Source organism: Microbacterium testaceum, from assembly GCF_003075375.1.
GTDB classification, from domain to species: Bacteria; Actinomycetota; Actinomycetes; order Actinomycetales; family Microbacteriaceae; genus Microbacterium; species Microbacterium testaceum_E.
The window spans coordinates 13317-37799 of record NZ_QDFT01000001.1; the positions used below are offsets into that span (position 1 = coordinate 13317).

At 71.3% G+C, this 24483-nt stretch carries 19 protein-coding genes; 7 read left to right on the plus strand and 12 right to left on the minus strand.

Features of this window, described 5'->3' with window-relative positions; all coding sequences use genetic code 11:
- Nucleotides 1-41 precede the first annotated feature (41 nt).
- The 3 genes from glyA to DC432_RS00070 all read left to right on the plus strand — a co-directional run bounded on the left by glyA (nucleotide 42) and on the right by DC432_RS00070 (nucleotide 3154).
- Nucleotides 42-1316, plus strand: coding sequence for a serine hydroxymethyltransferase (gene glyA / locus DC432_RS00060; RefSeq protein ID WP_116536150.1), 1275 nt, complete (start codon nucleotides 42-44; stop codon nucleotides 1314-1316).
- Nucleotides 1317-1660: 344 nt separating this feature from the next.
- Nucleotides 1661-2545 carry a bifunctional methylenetetrahydrofolate dehydrogenase/methenyltetrahydrofolate cyclohydrolase gene (locus tag DC432_RS00065; RefSeq protein WP_108318385.1) on the plus strand — a complete coding sequence of 295 codons (885 nt, stop codon included), beginning with the start codon at nucleotides 1661-1663 and terminating at the stop codon, nucleotides 2543-2545.
- 126 nt (nucleotides 2546-2671) lie between these two features.
- Nucleotides 2672-3154, plus strand: coding sequence for a cytochrome C5 (locus DC432_RS00070; protein WP_108318387.1), 483 nt, complete (start codon nucleotides 2672-2674; stop codon nucleotides 3152-3154).
- A gap of 67 nt (nucleotides 3155-3221) precedes the next feature.
- On the opposite strand, the gene hxlA is transcribed toward DC432_RS00070, so the two are convergent.
- Both hxlA and hxlB read right to left on the minus strand, forming a co-directional pair.
- Nucleotides 3222-3845 carry a 3-hexulose-6-phosphate synthase gene (gene hxlA / locus DC432_RS00075; RefSeq protein ID WP_108318389.1) on the minus strand — a complete coding sequence of 208 codons (624 nt, stop codon included), beginning with the start codon at nucleotides 3843-3845 and terminating at the stop codon, nucleotides 3222-3224.
- 27 nt (nucleotides 3846-3872) lie between these two features.
- The gene (gene hxlB, locus DC432_RS00080; protein WP_116536152.1) at nucleotides 3873-4451 is read right to left on the minus strand and encodes a 6-phospho-3-hexuloisomerase; all 579 of its coding nucleotides are present in this window, start codon (nucleotides 4449-4451) and stop codon (nucleotides 3873-3875) included.
- A gap of 100 nt (nucleotides 4452-4551) precedes the next feature.
- Here hxlB and DC432_RS00085 point away from each other — a divergent pair, with 100 nt between their 5' ends.
- Nucleotides 4552-5391, plus strand: a complete 840-nt coding sequence (locus DC432_RS00085) for a helix-turn-helix transcriptional regulator (protein WP_116536153.1) — start codon at nucleotides 4552-4554, stop codon at nucleotides 5389-5391.
- 88 nt (nucleotides 5392-5479) lie between these two features.
- Here the strand turns inward: DC432_RS00085 and DC432_RS00090 are convergent, their stop codons facing one another.
- From DC432_RS00090 to DC432_RS00125, 8 genes are all read right to left on the minus strand, one after another.
- On the minus strand, nucleotides 5480-6283 hold the full coding sequence (locus tag DC432_RS00090; protein WP_116536154.1) for an HpcH/HpaI aldolase family protein: 804 nt from the start codon (nucleotides 6281-6283) through the stop codon (nucleotides 5480-5482).
- Nucleotides 6268-7053, minus strand: coding sequence for a fumarylacetoacetate hydrolase family protein (locus tag DC432_RS00095; protein WP_116536155.1), 786 nt, complete (start codon nucleotides 7051-7053; stop codon nucleotides 6268-6270). Before DC432_RS00095 ends, DC432_RS00090 begins: the two co-directional genes overlap by 16 nt.
- A gap of 91 nt (nucleotides 7054-7144) precedes the next feature.
- Nucleotides 7145-8299 carry a 3,4-dihydroxyphenylacetate 2,3-dioxygenase gene (gene hpaD, locus DC432_RS00100; RefSeq protein WP_116536156.1) on the minus strand — a complete coding sequence of 385 codons (1155 nt, stop codon included), beginning with the start codon at nucleotides 8297-8299 and terminating at the stop codon, nucleotides 7145-7147.
- Between the two features lies 1 nt (nucleotide 8300).
- Nucleotides 8301-9815: a 5-carboxymethyl-2-hydroxymuconate semialdehyde dehydrogenase gene (gene hpaE, locus DC432_RS00105; RefSeq protein ID WP_116536157.1), complete on the minus strand. Its 1515-nt coding sequence runs from the start codon at nucleotides 9813-9815 to the stop codon at nucleotides 8301-8303.
- An 89-nt stretch (nucleotides 9816-9904) separates the two neighbouring features.
- Nucleotides 9905-10588 carry a GntR family transcriptional regulator gene (locus DC432_RS00110; RefSeq protein WP_116536158.1) on the minus strand — a complete coding sequence of 228 codons (684 nt, stop codon included), beginning with the start codon at nucleotides 10586-10588 and terminating at the stop codon, nucleotides 9905-9907.
- On the minus strand, nucleotides 10585-12183 hold the full coding sequence (locus DC432_RS00115) for a fumarylacetoacetate hydrolase family protein (RefSeq protein WP_116536159.1): 1599 nt from the start codon (nucleotides 12181-12183) through the stop codon (nucleotides 10585-10587). Before DC432_RS00115 ends, DC432_RS00110 begins: the two co-directional genes overlap by 4 nt.
- A gap of 81 nt (nucleotides 12184-12264) precedes the next feature.
- The gene (locus tag DC432_RS00120; protein ID WP_116536160.1) at nucleotides 12265-13923 is read right to left on the minus strand and encodes a thiamine pyrophosphate-binding protein; all 1659 of its coding nucleotides are present in this window, start codon (nucleotides 13921-13923) and stop codon (nucleotides 12265-12267) included.
- Between the two features lie 197 nt (nucleotides 13924-14120).
- Nucleotides 14121-14825, minus strand: coding sequence for an IclR family transcriptional regulator (locus tag DC432_RS00125; RefSeq protein WP_116536161.1), 705 nt, complete (start codon nucleotides 14823-14825; stop codon nucleotides 14121-14123).
- A 96-nt stretch (nucleotides 14826-14921) separates the two neighbouring features.
- Between DC432_RS00125 and DC432_RS00130 the strand changes: the two genes are divergently transcribed.
- Nucleotides 14922-16784, plus strand: coding sequence for an FAD-dependent monooxygenase (locus tag DC432_RS00130; RefSeq protein WP_116536162.1), 1863 nt, complete (start codon nucleotides 14922-14924; stop codon nucleotides 16782-16784).
- A gap of 370 nt (nucleotides 16785-17154) precedes the next feature.
- Nucleotides 17155-18627: an NAD-dependent succinate-semialdehyde dehydrogenase gene (locus DC432_RS00135; protein ID WP_108317835.1), complete on the plus strand. Its 1473-nt coding sequence runs from the start codon at nucleotides 17155-17157 to the stop codon at nucleotides 18625-18627.
- A 141-nt stretch (nucleotides 18628-18768) separates the two neighbouring features.
- Here the strand turns inward: DC432_RS00135 and DC432_RS00140 are convergent, their stop codons facing one another.
- Nucleotides 18769-20208, minus strand: coding sequence for a helix-turn-helix transcriptional regulator (locus DC432_RS00140; protein ID WP_116536163.1), 1440 nt, complete (start codon nucleotides 20206-20208; stop codon nucleotides 18769-18771).
- A gap of 118 nt (nucleotides 20209-20326) precedes the next feature.
- On the opposite strand from DC432_RS00140, the gene DC432_RS00145 reads away from it, so the two are divergent.
- Nucleotides 20327-22216, plus strand: a complete 1890-nt coding sequence (locus DC432_RS00145) for a phosphoenolpyruvate carboxykinase (GTP) (protein ID WP_207770710.1) — start codon at nucleotides 20327-20329, stop codon at nucleotides 22214-22216.
- 285 nt (nucleotides 22217-22501) lie between these two features.
- Here DC432_RS00145 and DC432_RS00150 read toward each other — a convergent pair whose 3' ends face one another.
- Nucleotides 22502-24382, minus strand: a complete 1881-nt coding sequence (locus DC432_RS00150; RefSeq protein ID WP_116536164.1) for an ABC transporter ATP-binding protein — start codon at nucleotides 24380-24382, stop codon at nucleotides 22502-22504.
- Nucleotides 24383-24483 lie beyond the last annotated feature (101 nt).

The window sequence follows — 24483 nt, forward strand, 5'->3', positions numbered from 1 at the left end:
GCCGAGTCCGCGGCATCCGGAACCATCGTCAAGGAGATCGCATGACCGATCCGTACTTCAACGCCCCTCTGTCCGAGGTCGATCCCGAGATCGCCCAGGTGCTCGAGCGCGAGCTCGACCGCCAGCGCGGGTTCCTCGAGATGATCGCGTCCGAGAACTTCGTGCCGGTCTCGGTGCTGCAGTCGCAGGGCTCGGTGCTGACCAACAAGTACGCCGAGGGCTACCCCGGCCGCCGCTACTACGGCGGGTGCGAAGAGGTCGACGTCGCCGAATCGCTCGCCATCGAGCGGGCCAAGGCCCTGTTCGGTGCGGAGTTCGCCAACGTCCAGCCGCACTCGGGCGCCTCGGCGAACGCGGCCGTGCTGCACGCGATCGCGCGTCCCGGCGACACGCTGCTCGGTCTCGCCCTCGACCAGGGCGGTCACCTGACGCACGGCATGAAGATCAACTTCTCGGGTCGTCTGTACGACATCGTCGCCTACGGCGTCGACCCCGAGACCAGCGTCATCGACATGGACGAGGTGCGCCGCCTCGCCGTCGAGCACAAGCCCAAGGTCATCATCGCCGGCTGGTCGGCCTACCCCCGCCAGCTCGACTTCGCCGCCTTCCGCGCGATCGCCGACGAGGTCGGCGCGCTGCTGTGGGTCGACATGGCGCACTTCGCGGGCCTCGTCGCCGCGGGCGTCCACCCCTCGCCGATCCCGCACGCCCACGTCGTCTCGACCACCGTGCACAAGACCATCGGCGGCCCCCGCTCGGGCCTCATCCTCACGAACGACGCCGACCTGGCCAAGAAGATCAACACCGCGGTCTTCCCGGGCCAGCAGGGCGGCCCGCTCATGCACGTCATCGCCGCCAAGGCGACGGCCTTCAAGCTGGCGATGACGCCCGAGTTCAAGGAGCGCCAGGAGCGCACCCTGCGGGGAGCGGCCATCCTGGCGGACCGCCTCACCCGTGACGACGTCAAGAACGCCGGCATCGCCGTGCGCTCGGGCGGCACCGACGTGCACCTCGTGCTCGTCGACCTGCGCGAGGCCGAGATCGACGGCAAGCAGGCCGAAGACCTGCTGCACGACATCCACATCACCGTCAACCGCAACGCCGTGCCGAACGACCCGCGCCCGCCCATGGTGACCTCGGGCCTGCGCATCGGCACGCCCGCGCTGGCGACCCGCGGCTTCGGCGACGCCGAGTTCACCGAGGTGGCCGACATCATCGCCCTCGCGCTGATCCCCGGCGCCGACGTCGAGGCCCTGCGCGCCCGCGTGGCCGCGCTGACCGCCGCCTTCCCGCTGTACCCCGACCTGCAGCAGTGAGCCCCCGCCGGGGTGGGGCCGCGTGTACGGCCCCGCCCCGGCATCCGGTGCGTGCCGTGTCGGGCTCGCGGCGCCGCGGTCGCGCGGCCCCGAGCGGCAGTCGCGCGGTCTCGAGCGGCAGTGGCGCGGTCCCGAGCCGCAGCGGCGCGGTCCCGAGCGTCGATAAACGGTGTTCCTGTCGAGACACGGTGCGAGGCCGCGTGTCTCGACAGCACCGGCGTTTATCGGCGCGGTGACACCGGCGACGGCGACGGCGACGGCGACGGCGCCCGACGCACCAGCGGCGGCCGGGACAGCGGCAGCGACACCATCATGAGAACGACAGACACGGAACGAGGGATGCCATGACGGCGACGATTCTCGACGGAAAGGCCGCATCCGCGGCGATCAAGGCCGAGCTCACCGAGCGCGTGGCGGCGCTGCGCGCGAAGGGCATCGTCCCGGGCATCGCGACCGTGCTCGTCGGCGCCGACCCCGCCTCGCAGCTCTACGTGGGCATGAAGCACAAGCAGTCCGAGGCGATCGGGATGAACTCCATCCAGGTCGAGCTCCCCGCCGACGCCACGCAGGACGAGGTCGAGGCCGTGATCGACCGCCTCAACGCCGATCCGGCGTGCCACGGCTACATCGTGCAGCTGCCGCTGCCGAAGCACATCGACACCGATGCGATACTCGAGCGCATCGATCCGGCCAAGGATGCCGACGGCCTGCACCCCACCAACCTCGGGCGCCTGGTGCTCAACGTCAACGCCCCGATCCTCACGCCGCTGCCGTGCACCCCGCGAGGGGTCATCGAGCTGCTGCTGCGCAACGACTACGATTTGAAGGGCAAAGAGGTGGTGGTCGTCGGGCGCGGCGTCACGATCGGCCGCTCCATCGGTCTGCTGCTGACGCGCCGCGAGATCAACGCGACGGTGACCCTGACCCACACCGGCACGGCCGACCTGGCGAAGCACCTGCGCGAGGCGGACGTGATCGTCGCCGCCGCGGGCGTCAAGCACATCGTCCGCGCCGAGGACGTCAAGCCGGGCGCCGCGGTGCTCGACGTGGGCGTGACCCGTGAGACCGACCCCGAGACCGGCAAGAGCCGCGTCCACGGGGACGTGCATCCGGACGTCGCCGAGGTCGCCGGCTTCGTCTCTCCCAACCCGGGCGGGGTGGGGCCCATGACCGTCGCGCTGCTCATGACCAACGTCGTCGAGGCGGCGGAGCGGGCGGCATCCGTCTGACGCGGGGTACGCGGCATCCCGTCGCCACCGTCGATCGGTGAACCACGGCGTGCCGCACGCTGAACACACGGGATGTCGCGCGCAATGGGGGAGGCGCCCGGCGCCGGGACGTGTCAGAGTTCTTCTATGACTGAGTCCGTGCTGAACGACCTCCTCCGCCGCGTCACCGAGAGCGGCCTGCTCGAAGACGCCCAGATCGACGAAGACAGCGTCATCGGTTCCGGACACCTGGATGCCGCCGGCGTCGAGGTCGAGGTCGATCTCGACCCCGAGCTGGACGAGGACGACGAGCCCGACCTCGACGCGATCCTGTCGAACCTCAAGGACGTCCTGTCGGTGAGCGAGGACCGCTGGCGCGCGATCGTCGAAGAGGTCTCGAGCGACATCGAGGACGCCCTCGATGACGACGAACTCGACGCGGACGTCGACCTGCGCACCGACCTCGAGGCCATCGGCGTGGGCGTGTTCGCCGACGCGATCATCGTGGTGTTCGCGGGCCAGACCTCGTTCCCCGACGCGCTCGTGCACGTGCAGCTCACGCCCGAGCTCGAGGTCGAGGACATCGAGATCATCGGCGACGACGACGAAGAGGACGACGACGAAGACTGATCCTCCGAGACGACGAGAGGGACCGGGCCGTGACGGCCCGGTCCCTCTGTCGTTGCGCTCCGTGCGGTCAGACGATCGCGGCGCGCAGCGCGGCGGCCGCGGCGCCCACGTCGGGGGCGCTGTAGATGGCGCTGCCCGCAACGGCGACCTGGGCGCCCGACTTCTGCACGTCGGCGATGCTCGAGACGTTGACGCCTCCGGCGACCGAGAACGGCACGCCGGCCGCTTCGCCGTCGCGCAGCAGCGTTCCGAAGGTGAAGCCCTCCTCGGCCTGCTCGTCCAGGCCGGCGTGCATCTCGACGAACTCGGCGCCGAGCGCCACGACCTCCTTGGCCCGGGCGGGCTTGTCCGCGACGCCGATGAGGTCGACGACGACACCCTTGCCGTGCTTCTTCGCGGCCTTGACCGCACCGGCGATCGTGCTGTCGCCGGCCGAACCGAGCACCGTCACGAGATCCGCCCCGGCGGAGAAGGCGATGTCGGCCTCGAGCTCACCGGCATCCATCGTCTTGAGATCGGCGAAGACGATCTTGTCGGGGTGCGCCTGCTTGATCGCGGTGATGGCCGAGAGGCCCTCGCTCTTGATGAGGGGGGTGCCGAGCTCGAGGATGTCGACGTGCGGCGCGGCCGCGGCGGCGAGGTCGAGGGCGGCTTCGGTGGACAGGGTGTCCATGGCGAACTGGAGCTTCATGCGGGTGTCCTTACTCTCTGGGGTGGGTCATTCGAGGTTGGCGTGGCGGGGCCACAGGTCATCGGCGTCGAGACCGGAGCGCTGCCACAGGGCGTCGAACACGGCGTCGCCCACGAGGACGACGACCTGCTCGAACAGGGCCCCGGCGTACTGCGCCGAGGCCGTGGCCGAGCGGTCGAGCTTGGCCGCCGCGGGGATGACGACGAGGGCGTCGGCGGCGGCGGCGAGGGGGGAGTCGGATGCCGTGGTGATCGCCGCGATCCGCGCACCCACCGCGGCCGCGGTCTCGGCGGCCCGGACGATCGCGGGGGTGGTGCCCGACCCGCTGGCCGTGAGAAGCGCGTCGCCGGCGCGGATCGCGGGCGTCGTGGTCTCGCCCACGACATGGACGTCGAGTCCCAGGTGCATCAGACGCATCGCGGTCATGCGAAGTGCGGAGCCGGAGCGTCCGGCCCCGAGGACGAAGACGCGATCCGCCTCGGTGAGGACGTCCAGGACGCGCTCCAGATCGCCGGGCTCGGCCACGAGACGGTCGAGGACGGATGCCACCTCGGCGGCGATGCGGGCGAGGGAGGTCTCGACGGGGGCGGCGGCGGAGGAGGGCATGGCTCCATGCTCGGCGCGGCCGGCGCGCGGCGACGCCGGTCGACGGCAGAGGGGTGCCTACCCGAACGGGTAGGTGTATCCGCTGGGCTAGGTTGAGGTCATGATCGAGAGTGGACCCCTGCCGTCGCCTGCCTCGCGCGCGCTCGTCATCGAGCACGAACGCGTCGTCGCCGAGCAGGCGGACCGCCACGCCGTCACGCTGGAGTCCGTGCTGGCCATCCTGCGCTCGCCCCGTCTGGACGACCGTGCGGCTCGAGCCCTCGCGATCGAAGCGGCGGCGGCGGCGTTGGTGGTGCTGCGGACCTCGACGGATCGCCAACGCAGCGCCCTGCTGGAGCCCGTCACGGGTGCCTTCGCGCGGCTGCGCAGCGACCTGCGCCCGCTCGTCCGCCACGGCGACCTCGATGTGCAGTTCGTCGAGCCGCCCACCACCGGTCGCGCGCTTCCCGGAGAGGTGGCGCACGAGGCGCGCGCCATCGTGCGCAGCGCCGTCCTCGCCCTGCTCGACCGCGGGGCGCCGCACCGCGTCCGCATCCAGTGGGACTGCGACGGGCTGAACCTGTTGATCGGCATCCGCGACGACGGCGAGGGGCGCCTGACCGCGCACGACGATTCGCTGCGCCCGATCGTGGAGCGTGTGAGCGCGCTCAACGGCGACTTCGAGGTCGCCTCCACCGTGGGCTGGGGATCCGAGCTGTCGGTGCGGCTCCCTCTCGATCCGCCGGCCCGCCCCGAGATGCTGGACGACGCGGTCGACCTGAGTCCCCGCGAGAGGGAGGTGTTGACCCTCGTCGTCGCGGGTGCGCGCAATCGCGCCATCGCGACCCAGCTGGGCATCAGCGAGAACACCGCGAAGTTCCATGTGTCGAACCTGCTGCGCAAGGCCGGCGTCGCGACCCGCGCGGAACTCGTCGCGCTCGGGGCGTCGCGGGCCCCGTGACGACCGTGCCCGTTCCGAGACCTCGCGGTCGGCAGGGCGCCGTGGTCGGGCCGACGCCGCGGCCGGCCGGCCGGGGGTGCCGCGGCCGTCAGTAGCTCGCGCGCCCGCCATCCCGCCGACCCGTGACGAATCGCGCCGCCAACGCCTCGGACGCCCGGGCCAGCAACGCCACGTCGGCACCGACCGCGACGAAGTCCGCGCCCGCGTCGAGGTAGGCCTCGGCCACCGCCGGGTCGAAGGCGTTCACGCCGACGGGGGTCGCGGCATCCCGGCACGCGGCGAACACGGCGTGCACCGCCGCGACCACGTCGGGGTGCGACTGCCGACCCAACAGGCCCATGGATGCCGAGAGGTCCGCGGGACCGACGAAGACGGCATCCACCCCGTCGACGGCGGCGATCTCGGCAGCCGCGTCGACCCCCGCGGTCGTTTCGATCTGCACGGTCAACGAGACGTGCGCGCTGGCGTCGGCGAGGTAGTCGTCGACGCGGTTCCAGCGCGCGCTGCGGGCGAGCGCGCTGCCGACGCCGCGCACACCGGCGGGCGGATACCGGGTGGCCGCGACCGCGGCGCGCGCCTCGTCGGCGGACGACACCATCGGCACGATGAGGTTCTGCGCGCCGACGTCGAGCACCCTCTTGATCGTGACGGCGTCGTTCGAGGGGACGCGCACGACGGCGGTGATCGGGTAGGCGGCCGCGACCTGGAGCTGCACGAGCACCTGTTCGACCGAGGTCGCGGAGTGCTCCATATCGATCAGCAGCCAGTCCAGGCCGGAGCCCGCGGCGACCTCGGCGATCACCGGGTTGCCGGTGCACAGCCACATGCCCGCGAGGGGGCGATCGGATGCCGCGAGCGCGGCGCGGAAGGTCGGGTTCAGACGAAGCGGCATGAGATGGTTCCCATCGGTCCGTAGTCGCAGAGCACGTCGTCGCCCCGGGAGACCCACATGGGCCGGGTGAACGATCCTGCCAGGATGATCTCGCCCGCCTCCAGGCGCGCGCCGTGCTGGTGGAACTTGTTCGCGAGCCACGCCACGCCCGTCGCCGGGTGGCCGAGGACGCCCGCGGCGACGCCCGTCTCTTCGATCTCGCCGTTGCGGCTGAGCACGCCCGGCACCCACCGCAGGTCGATCTCGTCGGGGCGCTTGCGCACGTCGCCGAGCACCATCGCGCCGTAGGCGGCGTTGTCGCTGATCGTGTCGACGATCGTGCGCCCCTCGAGCTCGATGTGCGAGTTCAGCACCTCGAGCGCGGGCACCGCGTAGTCGATCGCGGCGAGGGCGTCGTCGAGCGTGCAGTCGGGGCCCTCGAGCGCTGTCTTCAGCACGAAGGCCAGCTCGACCTCGATGCGCACGTTCGAGAACGAAGCGACCGGGATGTCGTCGCCCGAGCGGTAGACGGTGTCGTCGAACATCACGCCGTAGTCCGGCTCGGTGATGCCCGTGGCCTGCTGCATCGCTTTGGACGTCAGGCCGATCTTGCGCCCGACGAGCGTGCGACCCGCGGCGATCTGCGTATCGCGCCAGCGGCCCTGGATCGCATAGGAGTCCTCGACCACGGCATCCGGATACCTGGCCGTGATGCGCGGGATCACCGCGTGGGTGCGGTCGGCCTCGGCGAGCTCGGCCGCGATGGCGTCGATCTGTGCGTCGGTGAGCATGGGTCTCCTGTTCGTGCCGCGTGAGGCGCCGAGAATCGTCGCTTCGGAGGGGTCCCCGGCGACGAAACCTGGCATCTCGCGCGAAGAGGGGTCAGAGCTGGTTGCCGAGCTTGAACTCGCCGGGACCGGATGCCGCGTCCTCGGGCGCGCGGGTGTAGCTGAAGCCGTCGGCGCCGATGGTCACGGCCATCTCGCTGGAGTCCTCGCGGGCGCGGACCGGCTGCGGGTTGCCGTCGAGGTCGAGCACGAGCGAGCCCTCGGTGTACCAGGAGGGGACGACGGGGTTGCCCCACCAGTCGCGACGCTGGTTGTCGTGCACGTCCCACGTGATGACGGGGTTGTCGGGGTCGCCGGTGTAGTAGTCCTGCGTGTAGATCTCGACGCGGTGGCCGTCGGGGTCGCGCAGGTACAGGTAGAACGCGTTCGAGACGCCGTGGCGGCCGGGGCCGCGCTCGATGGCATCCGATCGGCGGAGGGCGCCGAGCTTGTCGCAGATGGCGAGGATGTTGTGCTTCTCGTGCGTGGCGAAGCACACGTGGTGCATGCGCGGTCCGTCGCCGCCGGTCATGGCGGTGTCGTGCACGGTGGGCTTGCGGCGCATCCAGGCGGCGTAGACGGTGCCCTCTTCGTCCTGGATGTCCTCGGTCACGCGGAAGCCGAGCGACTGCATGAAGTTCACCGCGCGGGGCACGTCGGGGGTGATCTGGTTGAAGTGGTCCAGGCGCACGAGCTCGCCGGGGGAGTGCAGGTCGTAGCGCCACGACAGGCGCTCCTGGTGCTCGGTGTCGAAGAAGAACTCGTACGGGAAGCCGAGCGGGTCGACCACGCGCACGGAGTCGCCGATGCCCTTCGTGAAACCGTTCGGCTCGCGGCGGACGTCGCAGCCGAGCTCTTCGTAGAACGCCACCGCCCTGTCGAGGTCGTCGGAGGACCGCACGCGATACGAGAACGCGGCGACCGCGGCCACGTCGCCCCGGCGCAGCACCAGGTTGTGGTGGATGAACTCCTCGGTCGAGCGCAGGTAGATCGCCTGGTCGTCCTCTTCGGTGACGTGCAGGCCCAGCACGTCGACATAGAAGACACGGGATGCCGCGAGGTCGGTGACCACGAGCTCCATGTAGGCGCAGCGCAGGATGTCGGGAGCGGGCGAGGTGGGGGTGGGGATGGGGTTCGAGGCCTCGATGGGGGCCTCCTGCGAGACGAAGAATCCCGACGAGGTGCGGGTCATCGTGCTGCGGTCGGTCATCTCAGGCTCCTTTGCCGAACGTGGGGTTGTGGGCGCCGCCGAGCGTGATGTGCACGGCCTGCTGATCGGTGTAGAAGTCGATCGAGCGGTAGCCGCCCTCGTGGCCCAGGCCCGAGGCCTTCACCCCGCCGAACGGGGTGCGCAGATCGCGGACGTTGTTGGAGTTCAGCCACACCATGCCGGCCTCGACGTTCTGCGCGAAGAGGTGGGCGCGCTTCAGGTCGTTCGTCCACACGTAGGCGGCGAGGCCGTACTTCGTGTCGTTCGCCAGGGCGAGCGCTTCTTCTTCGGTGTCGAAGGGCGTGATCGCGACGACCGGACCGAAGATCTCCTCCTGGAAGATGCGCGCGTCAGGGGCGACGTCGGCGAACACGGTGGGACGGACGAAGTTGCCCTCGGGGAATTTGTCGGGACGGCCGCCACCGGCGACCAGACGCCCCTCGGTCTTGCCGAGCTCCACGTACGACATGACCTTGGCGTAATGCTCGGGGTGCACGAGAGCACCGACCTCGGTCGCGGGGTCGTCGGGGTATCCGACCGTCACGCGATCGGCTTGCGCGGCATAGCGCTCGACGAACTCGTCGTAGACCGAGCGCTCCACGAGGATGCGACTGCCCGCGGTGCAGCGCTCGCCGTTGAGCGAGAAGACGCCAAAGATGGTCGCGTCGATCGCGGCGTCGAGGTCGGCATCCGCGAAGACGATCGCGGGGCTCTTGCCGCCGAGCTCCATTGACAGTCCCTTCAGGAACGGCGCCGCGTTCGCGAAGATGAGCTGGCCCGTCGAGCTCTCGCCGGTGAACGAGATGAGCGGCACGTCGGGGTGCTTCACGAGCGCGTCGCCGGCGTCCTCGCCGAGGCCGTTCACGAGGTTGAACACGCCCTCGGGCAGTCCCGCCTCTTCGAAGATCCCGGCCCACAGCGACGCCGACAGTGGCGTGAACTCGGCGGGCTTGAGCACCACGGTGTTGCCGGTCGCGAGCGCGGGACCGAGCTTCCACGACTCGAGCATGAACGGGGTGTTCCACGGCGTGATCAGGCCCGCGACGCCGATCGGCTTGCGATTGACGTAGTTGAGCTGGCGTCCGGGGACCTTGAAGGCGTCGTCGGTCTGGGCGACGATCAGGTCGGCGAAGAAGCGGAAGTTCTCGGCGGCGCGACGCGCCTGCCCCAGCGCCTGCGTGATGGGCAGACCCGAGTCGAAGGACTCGAGCTCGGCGAGGCGCTCGTCGCGCGCCTCGACGAGGTCGGCGATGCGGTGGAGCACCCGCGAGCGCTCGCGGGGCAGCATCCGCGGCCACGGCCCCTCGGTGAATGCCTTCCGTGCGGCGGCGACGGCGAGGTCGACGTCGGCCTTCTTGCCCGCCGCCGCGGTCACGTATGTCGTGTTGATCACCGGGTCGAGGACGTCGAAGGTGTCGCCGTCGACCGAATCGACGAAGCGACCGCCGATGTAGTGCTGGATGCGCTCCGGCAGATCGGCCGGGATGCGGCGGGCGGAGGTGAGCGGGGTGGTCATGAGTGCTCCTCGGTGGAGAGGGGGGATGCCGTGTCCCGCGGCTGCGCGACGGCGACGTCGGCGGGGCGCGGGGTGGGTGGCATCCGGGATCAGAAAGCGGGGAGGCCGAGCACTTCGTCGGGGTGCTCGTGGATGAGGTAGGCGTCGAGGGTGGCCGAGCGGTGGCGGCGCGAGACCTTCTCGATCTCGCCGAGCGGGGCGCCGTTCTCGATGAGCACGAGGATGTTCTCGTGCTCGCGCACCGACTCCGCGGCGCGGCCCGGGACGAAGCTGAAGGTGGAGTCGCGCAGGTGCCCGAGTCGTGCCCACTCGGCCTCGATGAGCTCGAGCATGCGCGGGTTGGCGCACTTCTCGAACAGGATCGCGTGGAACTCCCGGTTCAGCGCGGTGAAGGCGCGGGGGTCGAAGTGCTCGAGCGTCTCGACCATGAGCTCGTTGACCCGGCGGGCGCGACGCACGTCGTCGGCGGTGAGCGAGCGGGCCGACAGGGCCGTCGCCGCCCCCTCGAGCAGGCTGAGGGCCTGCATGCTGAAGCGGTAGGCGGTGTCGTCGACCATCGACACGCGTGCGCCGACGTTGCGCTCGAACATCACCAGCCCCTCGGCCTCGAGCTGACGGATCGCCTCGCGCACGGGCACGACGCTCATGTCGAGCTCGCCGGCGATCGAGCCGAGCACCAGGCGGTAGCCGGGGGTGAAGTCCTGCGAGGCGATGCGCTGCTTGATCCAGTGGTAGGCCTGCTGCGACTTGCTCCTGCTGGCGACGTCGCTCATCGGGCGGTCTCGCTCTGGTAGCGGGCGCGCCATTCCGCGTTCATGGGGAACAGCCCGTCGATCGGGTGCCCGGATGCCACCTGCTCGGCGATCCACGCGTCTTCGGCCTCTTGCGCGAGGGCGGCGTCGACCACCTCTTCGGCGATCGCGGGCGGGATGACGATCACGCCGTCGCCGTCGCCGACGAGGATGTCGCCGGGCTCGACCGTCGTGCCGCCGCAGCCCACGGCCACGTCGGTCTCCCAGGGCACGTGGCGGCGGCCGAGGACGGCCGGGTGCGCCCCGGCCGTGAAGACGGGGATGCCCACCGCGGCCACGGCCTCGGCGTCGCGGACCCCGCCGTCCGTGACGATCGCTGCAGCTCCGCGGACGTGCGCGCGGATCGCGAGGATGTCGCCGAGCGTGCCCGAGCCGGTCTCGCCGCGGGCCTCGATGACGATGACCTCGCCCTCGCCGACCGCGTCGAACGCGCGCTTCTGGGCGTTCTGGCCGCCGCCGTGCGCGGCGAAGAGGTCTTCGCGGTGGGGGACGAAGCGCAGCGTCCGCGCGGTGCCGACGAAGCGGCTGCCGGGGGTGAGCGGGTGCACGCCGTCGATGGTGACGTCGTTGAGGCCGCGCTTGCGCAGTTGCCCGCTGAGGGCGGCGACCGGGACGCTCTCGAGCTTGGCGCGCAGGGCGGGATCGAGCGTCGACGTCGCGGCATCCGTCGCCTGTTCTGCCGCCTCGGCGACGTCGCCGGTACGGGGTGCCGCGGCATCCGTCACCAGAACAGGGGATGCGACGGGAACAGGCTGATCCGCCGGGTTCTCGCCTGTTCCGGTGACATCTCCTGTTCTCGAGGCGGCGGAGGCCGCCTCGGCCGAGCCCCACGCCTCGGTGCGCTGCGTGTCGTCGACGGAGGGGAGCGAGCCGATCGCGGCGTCGAAGGGCTGCCGGCCCTGAACCACGACGGTGCGGAGCCGACCGGTCGAGAGGGTGCCGGCATCCACCTGCACCTCGACGACGTCGCCCGGCACGACGACCGAGGATCCCGCGGGGGTGCCGGTGAGGATCACATCGCCCGTCTCGAGGGTGAAGTGCTGCGAGAGGTCGGCGACGATCTGGGCGAGCGAGAAGATGAGGCCCGCGGTGGAGTCGTCCTGCACGAGCTCGCCGTTCACCCACGTGCGCAGGCGCAGGTCGGCGGGATCGACCTCGCGGGCGTCGATGAGCGCCGGGCCGAGCGGGGTGTAGCCGTCGCCGCCCTTGGAGCGGACGTTCGAGCCCTTGTCGTTCGCGCGCAGGTCGTACAGGCCGAAGTCGTCGGCGGCGGTGACGGATGCCACGTGCTCCCACGCGACGTCCGGGGTGACCCATCGGGCGGGTGCACCGATGACGAGCGCGATCTCGCCCTCGAAGGCGAGCAGTTCGGTTCCGGCGGGGCGGACGATCTCGGCGCCCGAGGGGGCCAGCGAGCTCGACGGCTTGAAGAAGTAGGAGGGGGCGGCCGGTCGACGGCCGCGCTGGTCGGCGCGCGAGGCGTACGAGAGGTGGACGGCCACGATCTTCCCCGGGCGTGCGCCCAGGGCGGCGAACCGGGGGTCGGTGTCGGTCATGGAGGCTCCCTTGCGTCGTATTCGAAATCGTATACGATCACTCAGCGGCCCAGCAAGAGCGGACGGCCCCCCGTCCGCGGCTCAGCGCGCCGCGATCTCCTCCCAGAAGGGCGCCACGACCGCAGCGCTCACCCGCAGATCCAGCAGCAGGAAGAGGCGGTCCGACTCCGGACGGGCGACCCAGGATGCCAACGCGTCGAGGTCGTCGACCGACTCGACGACCACGCCCTCGGCGCCGAACCCTCGCGCGACGGCCGCGAAGTCGACCTGGGGGATGAGCATGGGGTCGGGGTGCAGACCCTTGATGCCGTAGTTCAGCACCTCGGCGCCGTACTGCGCGTCGTTCCACACCACCGCGATCCCGCGCCCGCCGGCTACGCGGATCGCCGTCTCGAGGTCGGCGAGGGCCATCAGCCCGCCCCCGTCGCCCGTGCTCAGCACGATCGCGGAGTCGGGACGGGCGACCGCGGCGCCCGGGACGCTCGGAAAGCCCAGGCCGATCGACTGGTACGCGGTGCCCACCATGAGCATGCGGTCGGGGGATTCGACCGGCCAGTACATGTTCGACCAGCCCATGAAGTGGCCGCCGTCGTGCACGACGACGCGGTCCGCGGGCAGCAGCTCGGCGAGGCGCGCCGCAGCCGTGCGGGGATCGAGACGGCCGTCGGGACCGAGGCCCTGCCCGGCGGGCTGCTGCCGCGCGGCCGCGAGGTCGAGCCCGTTCCCCCAGGTCGAGGCGGTCGCGCCGCGCGCGCGCAGACGGTCCGCGATCGCGGTCGCCACGTCGGCGGCATCGCCCCGGACGTAGCCGCCGACGTGCGGGTGCGTCGCCGTGGGAGCGAGGTCGACCTGGAAGACGCGCGCGCCCGGGGCGAACAGCTCGCCGAAGCGCATCGTGAACTGGTTGAGCCCCGCGCCGAAGACCACGGCGACATCGGCTTCTGCGACGAGACGCATCGCGCCCGGCGCGCCGAAGCCGCCCGCGACGCCGAGGTCGCGCGAGCGGTCCGAGAACAGTCCCCGGCCCAGGGCGCTCGTGGTGGTCAGGGCTCCCGTGAGCGAGGCGAGGTCGTCGAGGGCCGCTCCCGCGCCGGCCAGCCAGGCGCCGCGACCGCCGAGCAGCACGGGACGCTCGGCCGCCGCGAGCGCGTCGGCGATCCGGTCGATGACCGCCTCGGCGTGTGCGCCCAGAGGGGGGTGCTCGGGGGTCACCTGTACCGCGGCGCCGGGGGCCTCGGCATCCGGGATCGGTCCCGCCTCGCGGGTCGCGACGTCGTACGGGATGCCGACGACGACCGGCAGTCGGTAGGTGAGGGCGTGCTCGATGGCGATGACGATGGTCGCGGCGGCGTCGCGGTGACCCACGGTGTAGGTGCGGGCGCCGACGGCTGCGGCCAGGGCGATCTGGTCGACGCCCCAGGGGCGGGGGCCCGAGGTGGGCTCGTCGCCGACGATCAGCACGAGCGGCGTGCGCGCCTGCACCGCCTCGGCGAGGGCCGTCAGCGTGTTGGTGAAGCCGGCGCCGTAGGTGGCGGTCGCGGCGGCGAGCCGTCCGCACGCGCGATAGTGCGCATCGGCGGCGACCACGCCGGCGGCTTCGTGCCGCACGGCGACGAAGCCCGAGGCGGTGTCGCGGCCGAGGGCGTCGAGGAAGTAGGCGTTGCCGTTGCCCATGACGCCGAAGACGGTGTCGATGTGGTGGGCGAGGGTGTGCGCGACGTGCGCGGAGACGGTGGGCATGGCGAACGGGGCCTTTCGAGACGGAGACGGAGGGATGCCGTATGTGTCTCGCGGATGCCCGCTACGTGCCCTTTTTTCGAGCAGCGACGCACGACCTCGTGCGCCTGACGGGTTCGAGTATAGGGGCGCGACTCGCCAGGTCCGTCGCCAGCCGAGCCGCGAAGACGACAGATGCCGGCGACTCGTGCGGGGAGGGGTTACAAGGCGGACTGGATGGCTTCGGCCGCGGCGGACAGTCGGGCCGCGATCGCGGGGTCGTCGAGGGCGGTCGCCACGTGCACGGCGGCGACGGCCGCGGGCTCGCGCCCTTGCACGGCCAGCGGCACCGCGACCGCGCGCAGCGTGGGAACGACCTCGTCGTGGCTTGTCGCCCAGCCGCGTTCGGCGGCGTCGGCGACCTCGGCGGCGAGTCGCGCGTCGACCTCGTCGGGCCACCGCCGCGGCGGCAGCTGCGCGAGGATCGCCCGTCCGGGGGCTCCTCGGGTGATCGGATGCCGCGCCCCCGGCCGCTGCGCCACAGCCGTGACGGCATGTCGCGGCTCGACGCTGGTGAGCGTGACGCACTCGTCGTGATCGAGCACCACGAGGAAGCACGTCATGCCCAGGTCGTTCGCGGCGGCGGTGAGCTCGGGCAGGGCCTCGGCCTGCAGGTCGGCGGCGACCCCCGCGGCCAGCGCGGCGAGGCCCGTCCCCAGTCGCACCGCGCCCGCGGCATCCCTCGTCACCAGCCCGTGGTCCTCGAGGGTGCGCAGCAGACGGTACGCCACCGAGCGATGCAGCTCGACGCGGGCGGCGAGGTCGTCTATCGACAGGGGTGCGCGGGCGTCGGCGAGCTCTTCGAGCAGGCGGATGCCACGACTGAGGGTCTGCGAGGCGGGGGCGGAGTCTTGCCGCGACGACATGGGTCGGTTAGCCTCTCGTTCGATAGCTGAACGTTGCGTTCGAATATAGAACGCGAGGTGCCACGGCACAACCCGACATCGACGTCAGGAGAGACGATGCAGTTCCACCACCATGGCTACGTCTCGGGTGATCCGCGCGTGCAGAACGCCGCGGGCACGGGCCGCGACCGGCCCGAACGCCTGCCCGACGAGGTCGACGTGCTCATCGTGGGCTCCGGACCCGCCGGCATGCTGCTGGCCGCGCAGCTGTCGCAGTTCCCCCAGCTCACGACGCGCCTCGTCGAGAAGCGCGACGGCCGTCTCGCGCTGGGCCAGGCCGACGGCATCCAGCCCCGCAGCGTCGAGACCTTCCAGGCATTCGGCTTCGCCGACCGCATCACCGCCGAGGCCTACAACATCGGCTGGATGAACTTCTGGGCCCCCGACCCCGAGAACCCCGACCGCATCGTCCGCACCAGCCGCACCGAGGACTACGGCTACAAGATCAGCGAGTTCCCCCACCTCATCGTCAACCAGGCGCGCGTGCTGGACTACTTCGCCGAGGCCGCCTTGCACGGCCCGGCGCGCATCGCCCCCGACTACGGCGTCGAGTTCCTCGACCTCGACGTGCGCGACGACCACGTGGACGTGCGGGTGCGGACGGGGGAGGGCGAGCGCACCGTGCGCGCGCGGTACGTCGCCGGGTGCGACGGTGCCCGCAGCGGCGTGCGTCGAGCGATCGGCCGCACCCACGTCGGCGCCGCGGCCCGGCACGCGTGGGGGGTGATGGACGTGCTGGTCGAGACCGACTTCCCCGACTGGCGCATCAAGTGCGCGATCAACGCCGCCGCGGGCAACATCCTGCACATCCCGCGCGAGGGCGGTTATCTCAGTCGCATGTACATCGACCTCGGTGAAGTGGCCGCGGACGACGACCACCGCGTGCGGCAGACCCCGATCGACGAGGTGATCCGCCGGGCGAATGAGATCCTGCACCCGTACTCGATCGACGTGAAACAGGTCGCCTGGCACAGCGTGTACGAGGTGGGGCACCGGGTGACCGACCGGTTCGTCGACGACCTCGACAGCCCGCGCGTCTTCCTCACCGGCGACGCCTGCCATACCCACAGCGCCAAGGCCGGGCAGGGCATGAACGTCTCGATGCAGGACGGCTTCAACCTCGGGTGGAAGCTGGGACACGTGCTCACCGGGCTCGCCCCGGCCGCGCTGCTGCGCACCTACGACGAGGAGCGTCGCCCCGTCGCCCAACAGCTCATCGACTTCGACCGGGAGTGGTCGTCGCTCATGGCGCGCAAGCCCGGCGAGATCACCGATCCCGCCGAGCTTGCGACCTACTACTTGGCCACGGCGGAGTTCCCGTCCGGGTTCGGGACGCACTACGCCCCCTCGCGGATCGTCGCGGCGGACGCGGCGCAGCAGCTGGCATCCGGATTCCCCGTCGGCAAGCGCTTCCACAGCGTGGAGGTCGTGCGGGTGTGCGACGGCAACGCCGTGCACCTCGGCCATCACGCGAGAGCCGACGGTCGCTGGCGCGTGTATGCCTTCGCGGATGCCGACGGCTCGGCCCTCGCGTCGTGGGCGGCCGAGGCGCGCGGGGTCGTGGAACGTTTCACCCCCGAGGGTGCCGACCTCGACGCCGTCTTCGACGTCAAGGCGATCTTCCCCGGACGGTGGGAGGACGTCGTCGACGTACCCGCGCTGTTCCGCCCGCGGTCGGGTCCGCTGGGTCTGACCGACCTCGAGAAGGTGTTCGCCGCCGCCCCCTCAGCCTGGACGAGCAGCGACATCTTCGTCGAGCGGGGGATCGGCGACAGCGGCGCGGTCGTGGTGGTCCGCCCCGACCAGTACGTCGCCACCGTGCTGCCCCTGACCGACCCCGCCGCCCTCGAGCGCTTCCTCGCCGGGGTGGTGCGGGAACCCGCCGCCCTCGCCGAGCCCGCCGCCCTCGCCGCACGCTGAGGTCGCGGCATCCGCCCCCTCCCTCGCCGTGCCGCCCGCGAAGGTCGCGGCATCCGCCCCCTCCCTCCGCCGATAAACGCTATTCGTGTCGAGAAACGCGGGCGCACCGCGTTTCTGCGCACGGATCGCGTTTATCGGTGGGGATGCCGCGGCACGGCACGGCACGGCACGCCGCGGCGCGGCACGGCACGGCACGGCACGGCTTGGCGGGGCACGGCGCGGCACGGCGGCAGGGTGACGCGGCGGCGCGGTCGCCCCCGCACCGGCCGCGGCGGTGATCACACCGCCCGTGTTGTACACGTCGTATATCGGCACCGCCCATCGCCGCGAGAAGAATGGGCGCAGACACCGCATCGATCCAGGAGGATTCATGACCGATTCGCGCGAGAGCGAGCTGCTGGCATCCGTACCCACCGGCCTGCTGATCAACGGGGAGTGGCGCGCGGCCGAGGGCGGCAAGACCGTCGCCGTGAACGACCCGTCCACCGGTGAGGTCATCCACGAGATCGCCGACGCGAGCATCGACGACGGCGTCGCGGCGATGGATGCCGCGGCCGACGCGTTCCCGTCGTGGGCGGCGACCCCCTCGCGCGAGCGCGCCGAGATCCTGCGCCGGGCGTTCGACCTGCTGCAGGAGCGCAAAGAGGACATCGCGCTGCTCATGACCCTCGAGATGGGAAAGCCCCTCGCCGAGGCCCGCGGCGAGGTCGGCTACGGCGGCGAGTTCCTGCGCTGGTTCAGCGAGGTCACCGCCCACACCCAGGGCCGTTACGGCGCAAATCCCGAGGGCACCGGGCGCATGATCGTCTCGCAGCACCCCGTGGGTCCCTGCTACCTGATCACGCCGTGGAACTTCCCGCTCGCGATGGCCACCCGCAAGATCGCGCCCGCGCTCGCCGCCGGCTGCACCGTCGTGATCAAGCCCGCGACGCTGACCCCCCTCACGACCCTGTTCTTCGCGCAGATCCTGCAGGATGCCGGCCTCCCCGCCGGCGTCGTCAACGTCGTCACCACGACCAACACCGGCCCCGTGTCCGAGCGCATCATCTCGGACCCCCGCCTGCGCAAGCTCTCGTTCACGGGTTCGACTCCGGTCGGCGTGAAGCTCCTGCAGCAGGCGGCCCCCGGGGTGCTGCGCACCTCGATGGAGCTCGGCGGAAACGCCCCCTTCGTCGTGTTCGAGGACGCCGATATGGACAAGGCCGTCGAGGGCGCGATGCTCGCCAAGTTCCGCAACATCGGCCAGGCCTGCACCGCGGCCAACCGCTTCATCGTCCAGCGCAGCGTCGTCGAGGAGTTCACCCGCCGGGTCACCGAGCGCGTGCAGGGCCTGAAGATCGGCCGCGGTACCGAGGACGGCGTGCAGATCGGCCCCCTGATCGACGACCGCGCGGTCGACAAGGCCAAGACCCTCGTCGGGGATGCCGTCGAGCGCGGCGCCACGGTGACCACCGGCGGCTCGCCCGTCGACGGCCCCGGAACCTTCTTCGAGCCGACCGTGGTGTCGGACGTGCAGCCGGGCAGCGACATCCTGCGCGAGGAGATCTTCGGACCGGTGCTCGCGATCGTCCCCTTCGACGACGAGGACGACGCGGTGCGCATCGCCAACGACACCGAGTACGGCCTGGTCTCGTACGTCTTCACCGAGTCGCTCGCGCGCGGTCAGCGCATGATCGACAAGCTCGAGACCGGGATGATGGGCCTGAACGTCGGCGTCGTCTCCAACGCCGCGGCGCCCTTCGGCGGCTGGAAGCAGTCCGGCCTCGGCCGCGAGGGCGGCGACGAGGGCATCCACGAGTACATGCAGACGAAGTACACGCTGACGGCCAATCCCTACGCGTAAGACACCGGATGCCACGACCCCGGCGCCCCACGAGGGCCCGGGGTCGTGGCATCCGTCGTTCCGTCCCCCGCGCGCGAGTCGCCAGAGCGTGTCGCCCCCGGCCCGTGCCGAGCGTCGAGGGCGCCTCACGCGGGTGCGGCGTCAGCCGTCGGCGTGACGGTCGAGGAACGCGAAGACCTCGGCGTCGTCGACGCCGGGGAACATGCCGCGCGGCAGCGGCGAGAACATGTGCCGGTGCACGCGCGCGCTCGGCCACGCCTTGCCCTGCCAGCGCGCGGCGGCCTCGGTGTCGGGGCGTCGGCAGCACGACTCGTCGGGGCAGTGCGAGATGCCGCGCGTCACGGTCTCGCGGCCGCGGAACCACCGCGCGTCGTCGAACGGCACGCCCACGGTGATCGAGAAATCACCGTCACTCGTGGTCCCGGTCTGCGTGGAGCACCAGAACGTCCCCGCCGGGGTGTCGGTGTACTGGTAGTGCTCGGTCGTGCGGTTGTGCTCCGAGAAGGCGGAGCGCGCCGAGAACTTCTTGCACACGATCTGCCCCTCGACGCTGCCGGTGACGTCGGTGGGCAGCGGCAGCCCGTCGTTCTCGTAGACGCGCGAGATGGCTCCGTCGCCGTCCACGCGCAGGAAGTGCAGATGGATGCCGAGGTGCGTCGTCATCAGATTGGTCATGCGCATCGCGGCGGCCTCATGGGTCACGCCGAACGCGTCGCGGAAGTCCTCGACCGCGAGGTTGCGATCCTTCTTCGCCTGCGCGAGGAAGGCGACCGAGCTCGTCTCGGGCATGAGGCAGCAGGCGGCGTAGTAGTTGATCTCGAGGCGCTGTTGCAGGAAGTCGGCGTAGTCGGTGGGTGGGCGGTGACCGAGCAGGCGGTGCGCCATCGCCTGCAGCGCCATCGAGCGCAGGCCGTGACCGCCGGGGATCGAGGCGGGAGGAAGGTAGATGCGGCCGTTCTCGAGGTCGGTCACCGACCGTGCCGAGTGCGGCAGGTCGCTGACGTAGATGAGCTCAAAGCCCAGCTGCTCGGCCATGATGCTGACGGTGCGGTGGGTGAGGGCGCCGGTCGAATGGCCGGCGGCCTTGAGCTGCTTCTCGGCGAGGCGCTCGATCTCGGGCAGGTGGTTGGCGATGCCGCGCATGCGCAGACGCAGTTCGGTGTTGGCGCGGCGCGCTTCTTCGGGACTGGCGATGGTCGCGCGCTCGCGGCGCTGCAGTTCGCGGTGCAGGCCCAGGACGGCCTCGATGGTGTCGTCGCTGGTGCCCTTGCTGACCTTGACCGGGGGGATGCCGAGCTGGCGGAAGAACGGGCTGGTCTGCGCCTTCTCGAGCTCGATCTCGAGGGCGGCGCGGCGATTGGGGGGTTCCTGAGAGAGCAGCTCGGCGACCTCGGTCTCGGTCGCGCGGGCGATCTCCTGCAGGAGCGAGAGCTTCGGCTCGCGTTTGCCGTTCTCGATGAGGCTCAGCTGGCTGCCGGCGACGCCGACCAGGGCGCCGAGTTCGTCGAGGGTGTAACCGCGGGCGAGGCGGTGATGCCGGATGCGGTGGCCCAAGGTGGTGAGTTCGAAGGACGACGCCATTCCTTGACCATATCGAAAGATTCGAACTTCTTACACGGATAAACCCTCGAAAGAGGCGTGCGAATGCCCGCACCATGGGGGAAGACCACCGAATTGACTCCCCACCGAGGAGAACGACATGGCACTCGCCGACATCTTCACGTCCCGCACCACCGGCCGCGCCGCCGCGGCTCCCGCCGCCCCCGTCGGCCCCGGTTACGGCGTGAAGCCGGCCGTCGAGGGTCCGGGTCTGGCCGCTCTCACCGCCTGGGTCGACGAAGTCGCCGCCCTCACGCAGCCCGACCGCATCCACTGGGTCGACGGCTCGGCCGCCGAGAACGACGCGCTGCTGCGCGAGATGGTCGACGAGGGCAAGCTCATCAAGCTCAACCCCGAGTGGCGTCCCGGCTCGTACCTGGCCCGCTCGCACCCCGGCGACGTGGCCCGTCTCGAGTCGCGCACCTACATCGCGTCGGAGCGCGAAGAGGATGCCGGACCCACGAACAACTGGATCGCCCCCGCCGAGATCCGCGAGACGCTGAACGGCGTCTTCAAGGGCTCGATGCGCGGGCGCACGATGTACGTCGTCCCGTTCTCGATGGGAGCCGTCGGGGGACCCCTCAGCCACATCGGCGTGCAGATCACCGACAGCGCCTACGCCGTGGCATCCATCGGCGTGATGACCCGCGTCGGCACCGCCGTCACCGAGCGGATCGCGGCGGGTGCGCCGTGGGTCAAGACCGTGCACTCGGTCGGAGCGCCGCTGGCCCCGGGCGAGGCGGACGTCGCCTGGCCGTGCAACGACGAGAAGTACATCGTCCACTTCCCCGACACTCTCGAGGTCTGGTCGTTCGGCTCGGGCTACGGCGGCAACGCGATCCTGGCGAAGAAGTGCTTCGCCCTGCGCATCGCCTCGGTCATCGGTCGCGACGAGGGCTGGCTCGCCGAGCACATGCTGCTCATCCGCGTGATCGACCCTGCCGGCAAGGCCTACCACGTCGCCGCCGCCTTCCCCTCGGCGTGCGGAAAGACCAACCTCGCCATGCTGCGCCCCACCATCCCCGGCTGGCGCGTCGAGACCCTCGGCGACGACATCACCTGGATCCGCCCGGGCGAGGACGGACGCCTGTGGGCGATCAACCCCGAGGCCGGCTTCTTCGGCGTCGCACCCGGTACGGGCGAGTCGACCAACGTCACCGCGATCGAGACGCTGTGGGGCAACACGATCTTCACGAACGTCGCCCTGCGTCCCGACGGCGACGTGTGGTGGGAGGGGCTCACCGACGAGGCGCCGCCGCAGCTCATCGACTGGGAGGGCAAGCCCTGGACGCCCGCGTCGGGTCGCCCCGCCGCGCACCCCAACTCGCGCTTCACCGTCGGTGCCGCGCAGTGCCCCCAGATCGCCGAGGACTGGGAGGCCCCCGAGGGCGTTCCGCTCGACGTGATCCTGTTCGGCGGTCGCCGCGCCACGAACGTCCCGCTCGTGCTCGAGGCGACGGACTGGTCGCACGGCGTCTTCCTCGGCTCCACGGTGTCGAGCGAGAAGACCGCGGCGCAAGAGGGCACGGTCGGCGAGCTGCGCCGCGACCCGTTCGCGATGCTGCCGTTCTGCGGATACAACATGGGCGACTACTTCGGCCACTGGCTCGAGGTCGGCCAGAAGCTGCGCTTCGACCGCGCGCCCCGCATCTTCCAGGTCAACTGGTTCCGCAAGGGCGACGACGGCCGATTCCTGTGGCCCGGGTTCGGCGACAACGCGCGCGTCATCGACTGGATCATCCGCCGTGTGGATGGACAGGTGGATGCCGTGGACAGCCCGATCGGACGCCTGCCCCGCGTCGAGGACCTCGAGCTGTCGGGCCTCGACCTGCCGGCCGCCGACCTCGAGGAGCTGTTCTCGATCGACCGCGACTCGTGGCTCGCCGAGGCCGATCTGACCGAGGAGTTCTACGACACCTTTGGAACCCACCTGCCGGCCGCCCTGCGTGCCGAGCTCGCGTCGCTGCGGTACCGCCTCACGCGCGACTGACCGCTCCCGTCCGCCCGCCGTGTCGCGGGCGGGCGGGCCGTGACTCGACGCCCCTCCCGTTCTTGGCGCGCGGGAGGGGCGTCGTCGCGCGTGCGCGGCGCCCGCGCCCGTGCCCGTGCCCGCCCGCCTGCGCTCGTGCCCGTCCTGCGCCCGCCCGCGCCCGCCCTGTGCACGCGAGACTGCATCCGGCTGACAACTCAGCGACATTCTGCAACCGACTCGTCAGCGGGACGCAGTCTCACGGCCCGTCGCGAGCGACCCGCCGGGAGCGAGCGACCCGCGCGGTCAGACGAGCAGCTGGTGCTTGGCGAGGTCGCGGTAGAGGGGAGTGGATGCCACGAGCTCGCTGTGCGTGCCCTGGCCCACGACCCGTCCCTTGTCGAGGACGACGATGAGGTCGCTGTCGACGACCGTCGACAGCCGGTGCGCGATGACCAGCAGCGTCCGGCCCGCGGCGACCGCGTCGATGGCCTCGCGCATGCGCTGCTCGTTGACGCCGTCGAGCGACGACGTCGACTCGTCGAGCAGCAGCACCGGGGGAGCGGCCAGCAGGGCACGGGCGATCGCGAGGCGCTGGCGCTCTCCGCCCGAGAGCATCACGCCGTCCTCGCCGACGGGAGCGTCGACGCCGAGGGGGCTGCGGGCGAGGACGTCGCCCAGGTTGACCGCCCGCAGCACCCGCTCGCAGTCTGCGTCCGTGGCATCGGGGGTCGCGAGCCGCAGATTGTCGGCGATGGTTCCCGCGAGGGTCGGGGCGTCCTGCTCGACGTAGCCGAAGCGCGCCCGCAGGTCGTCGCGCGCGAGGTCGCGAGCGTCGACGCCGTCGACGAGGATCGCACCCTCGGTGGGGTCGTAGAAGCGCTCGACGAGCGAGAGGATCGTGCTCTTGCCGGCCCCGGACGGCCCGACCAGCGCCACGCGCGCACCGCGCCGGACCTCGAACGACACCCCGCGCAGCACCTCGCGGTCGTCCTCGACGACCCCGGCGGCGTCGTCTTCCGCCGCGGGCTCGAGGTGCACCTGCGCGAGCACCGAGCGCGCCTCGGCCGCGGCGGCCTCGCGCGCCTTCACGACGTGGTCGGGGTAGCGGAAGTGCACCTCGCGGAACGCCAGGGCCGCGGCATCCGGAACAGAGGGGGTCGAACCGGCTCGGTCGCCGTCCGCCTCGAGCGGCAGATCGAGCACCTCTTGGATGCGTCCGAGCGCGCCGAGGGCCTGATTGACCGAGGTGATCGCCCCGATCGCCGAGGCCAGGGGCTGCACGAGCAGGAAGAGGAAGATGACGAACGTCACGAGAGAGGCGACGTCGATGGCTCCGGATGCCACCCGGTACCCGCCCACGCCGAGCACGACGAGCAGCGAGACCTGCAGAGCGACGAAGGCGATCGGCACGATGAATGCCGACACCCGCGCGATGCGCACGCCCGCGGCGTAGGCGGCCGTCGCGTTCTCGGTGACGGCGGCGACCTCGCGCTCGGTGGCACCCGCGGCGCGGATCGTGCGGATCGACCCGACCGCCCGCTCGACGCCCGACGACAGCTCGCCCACCTTCTGCTGCTGCTCGGCGGAGGCCGCCCGGATCCGCGTGCTCAGCAGGACGACCACGGCGAGAGAGGCGCCGACGACCACGACGATGAGCGCGAGCAGCAGGGGGTCGATGAACGCCATCGCGATGACCGCGCCGACGAGGATGAGGGTGTTGCCCACGGCATCCGCGAATCCCTGCGTGAGCACCGCGTACAGCAGCGTCGTGTCGGTGCCGACGCGCGAGACGAGGTCGCCGGTGCGGCGGGCGTCGAACTCGCTGATGGGCAGACGCAGGATGCGCGCGATGAGCCGGCGGCGGCTCGAGAACACCACGGCGGTGCCGGTGCGCTGCAGCAGGTAGTGCTGCCAACCCGAGATCAGTGACGACAGCACCACGAAGCCGACCAGCAACCAGACCAGTGCGCCCAGCGGCACGCTGTTCTGCACCCGGGTGATGACCTGCCCGACGACGAGGGGTTGGGCGAGGGTGGCGCCCGCGCCGAGCACGCTGAGCACGGCGACGACGACGAGCGTGCGCTTGTGCTCGAGGAGGAACGGCAGCAGTTGACGGAACGAGGCGCGCGGGCCTTCGGGCGCGCGGCGGCCGCGCCGACCGCGCGCGGGAGCGGGAACGGACATGCTCATCCTCGGGAAAGGGATCGGGGTACTTCGACCGTACCTCCCGACGCCGCCGCCATCGGCCGCGTCGCGCCGCCGGAACGACGGATGCCACGAGGCCG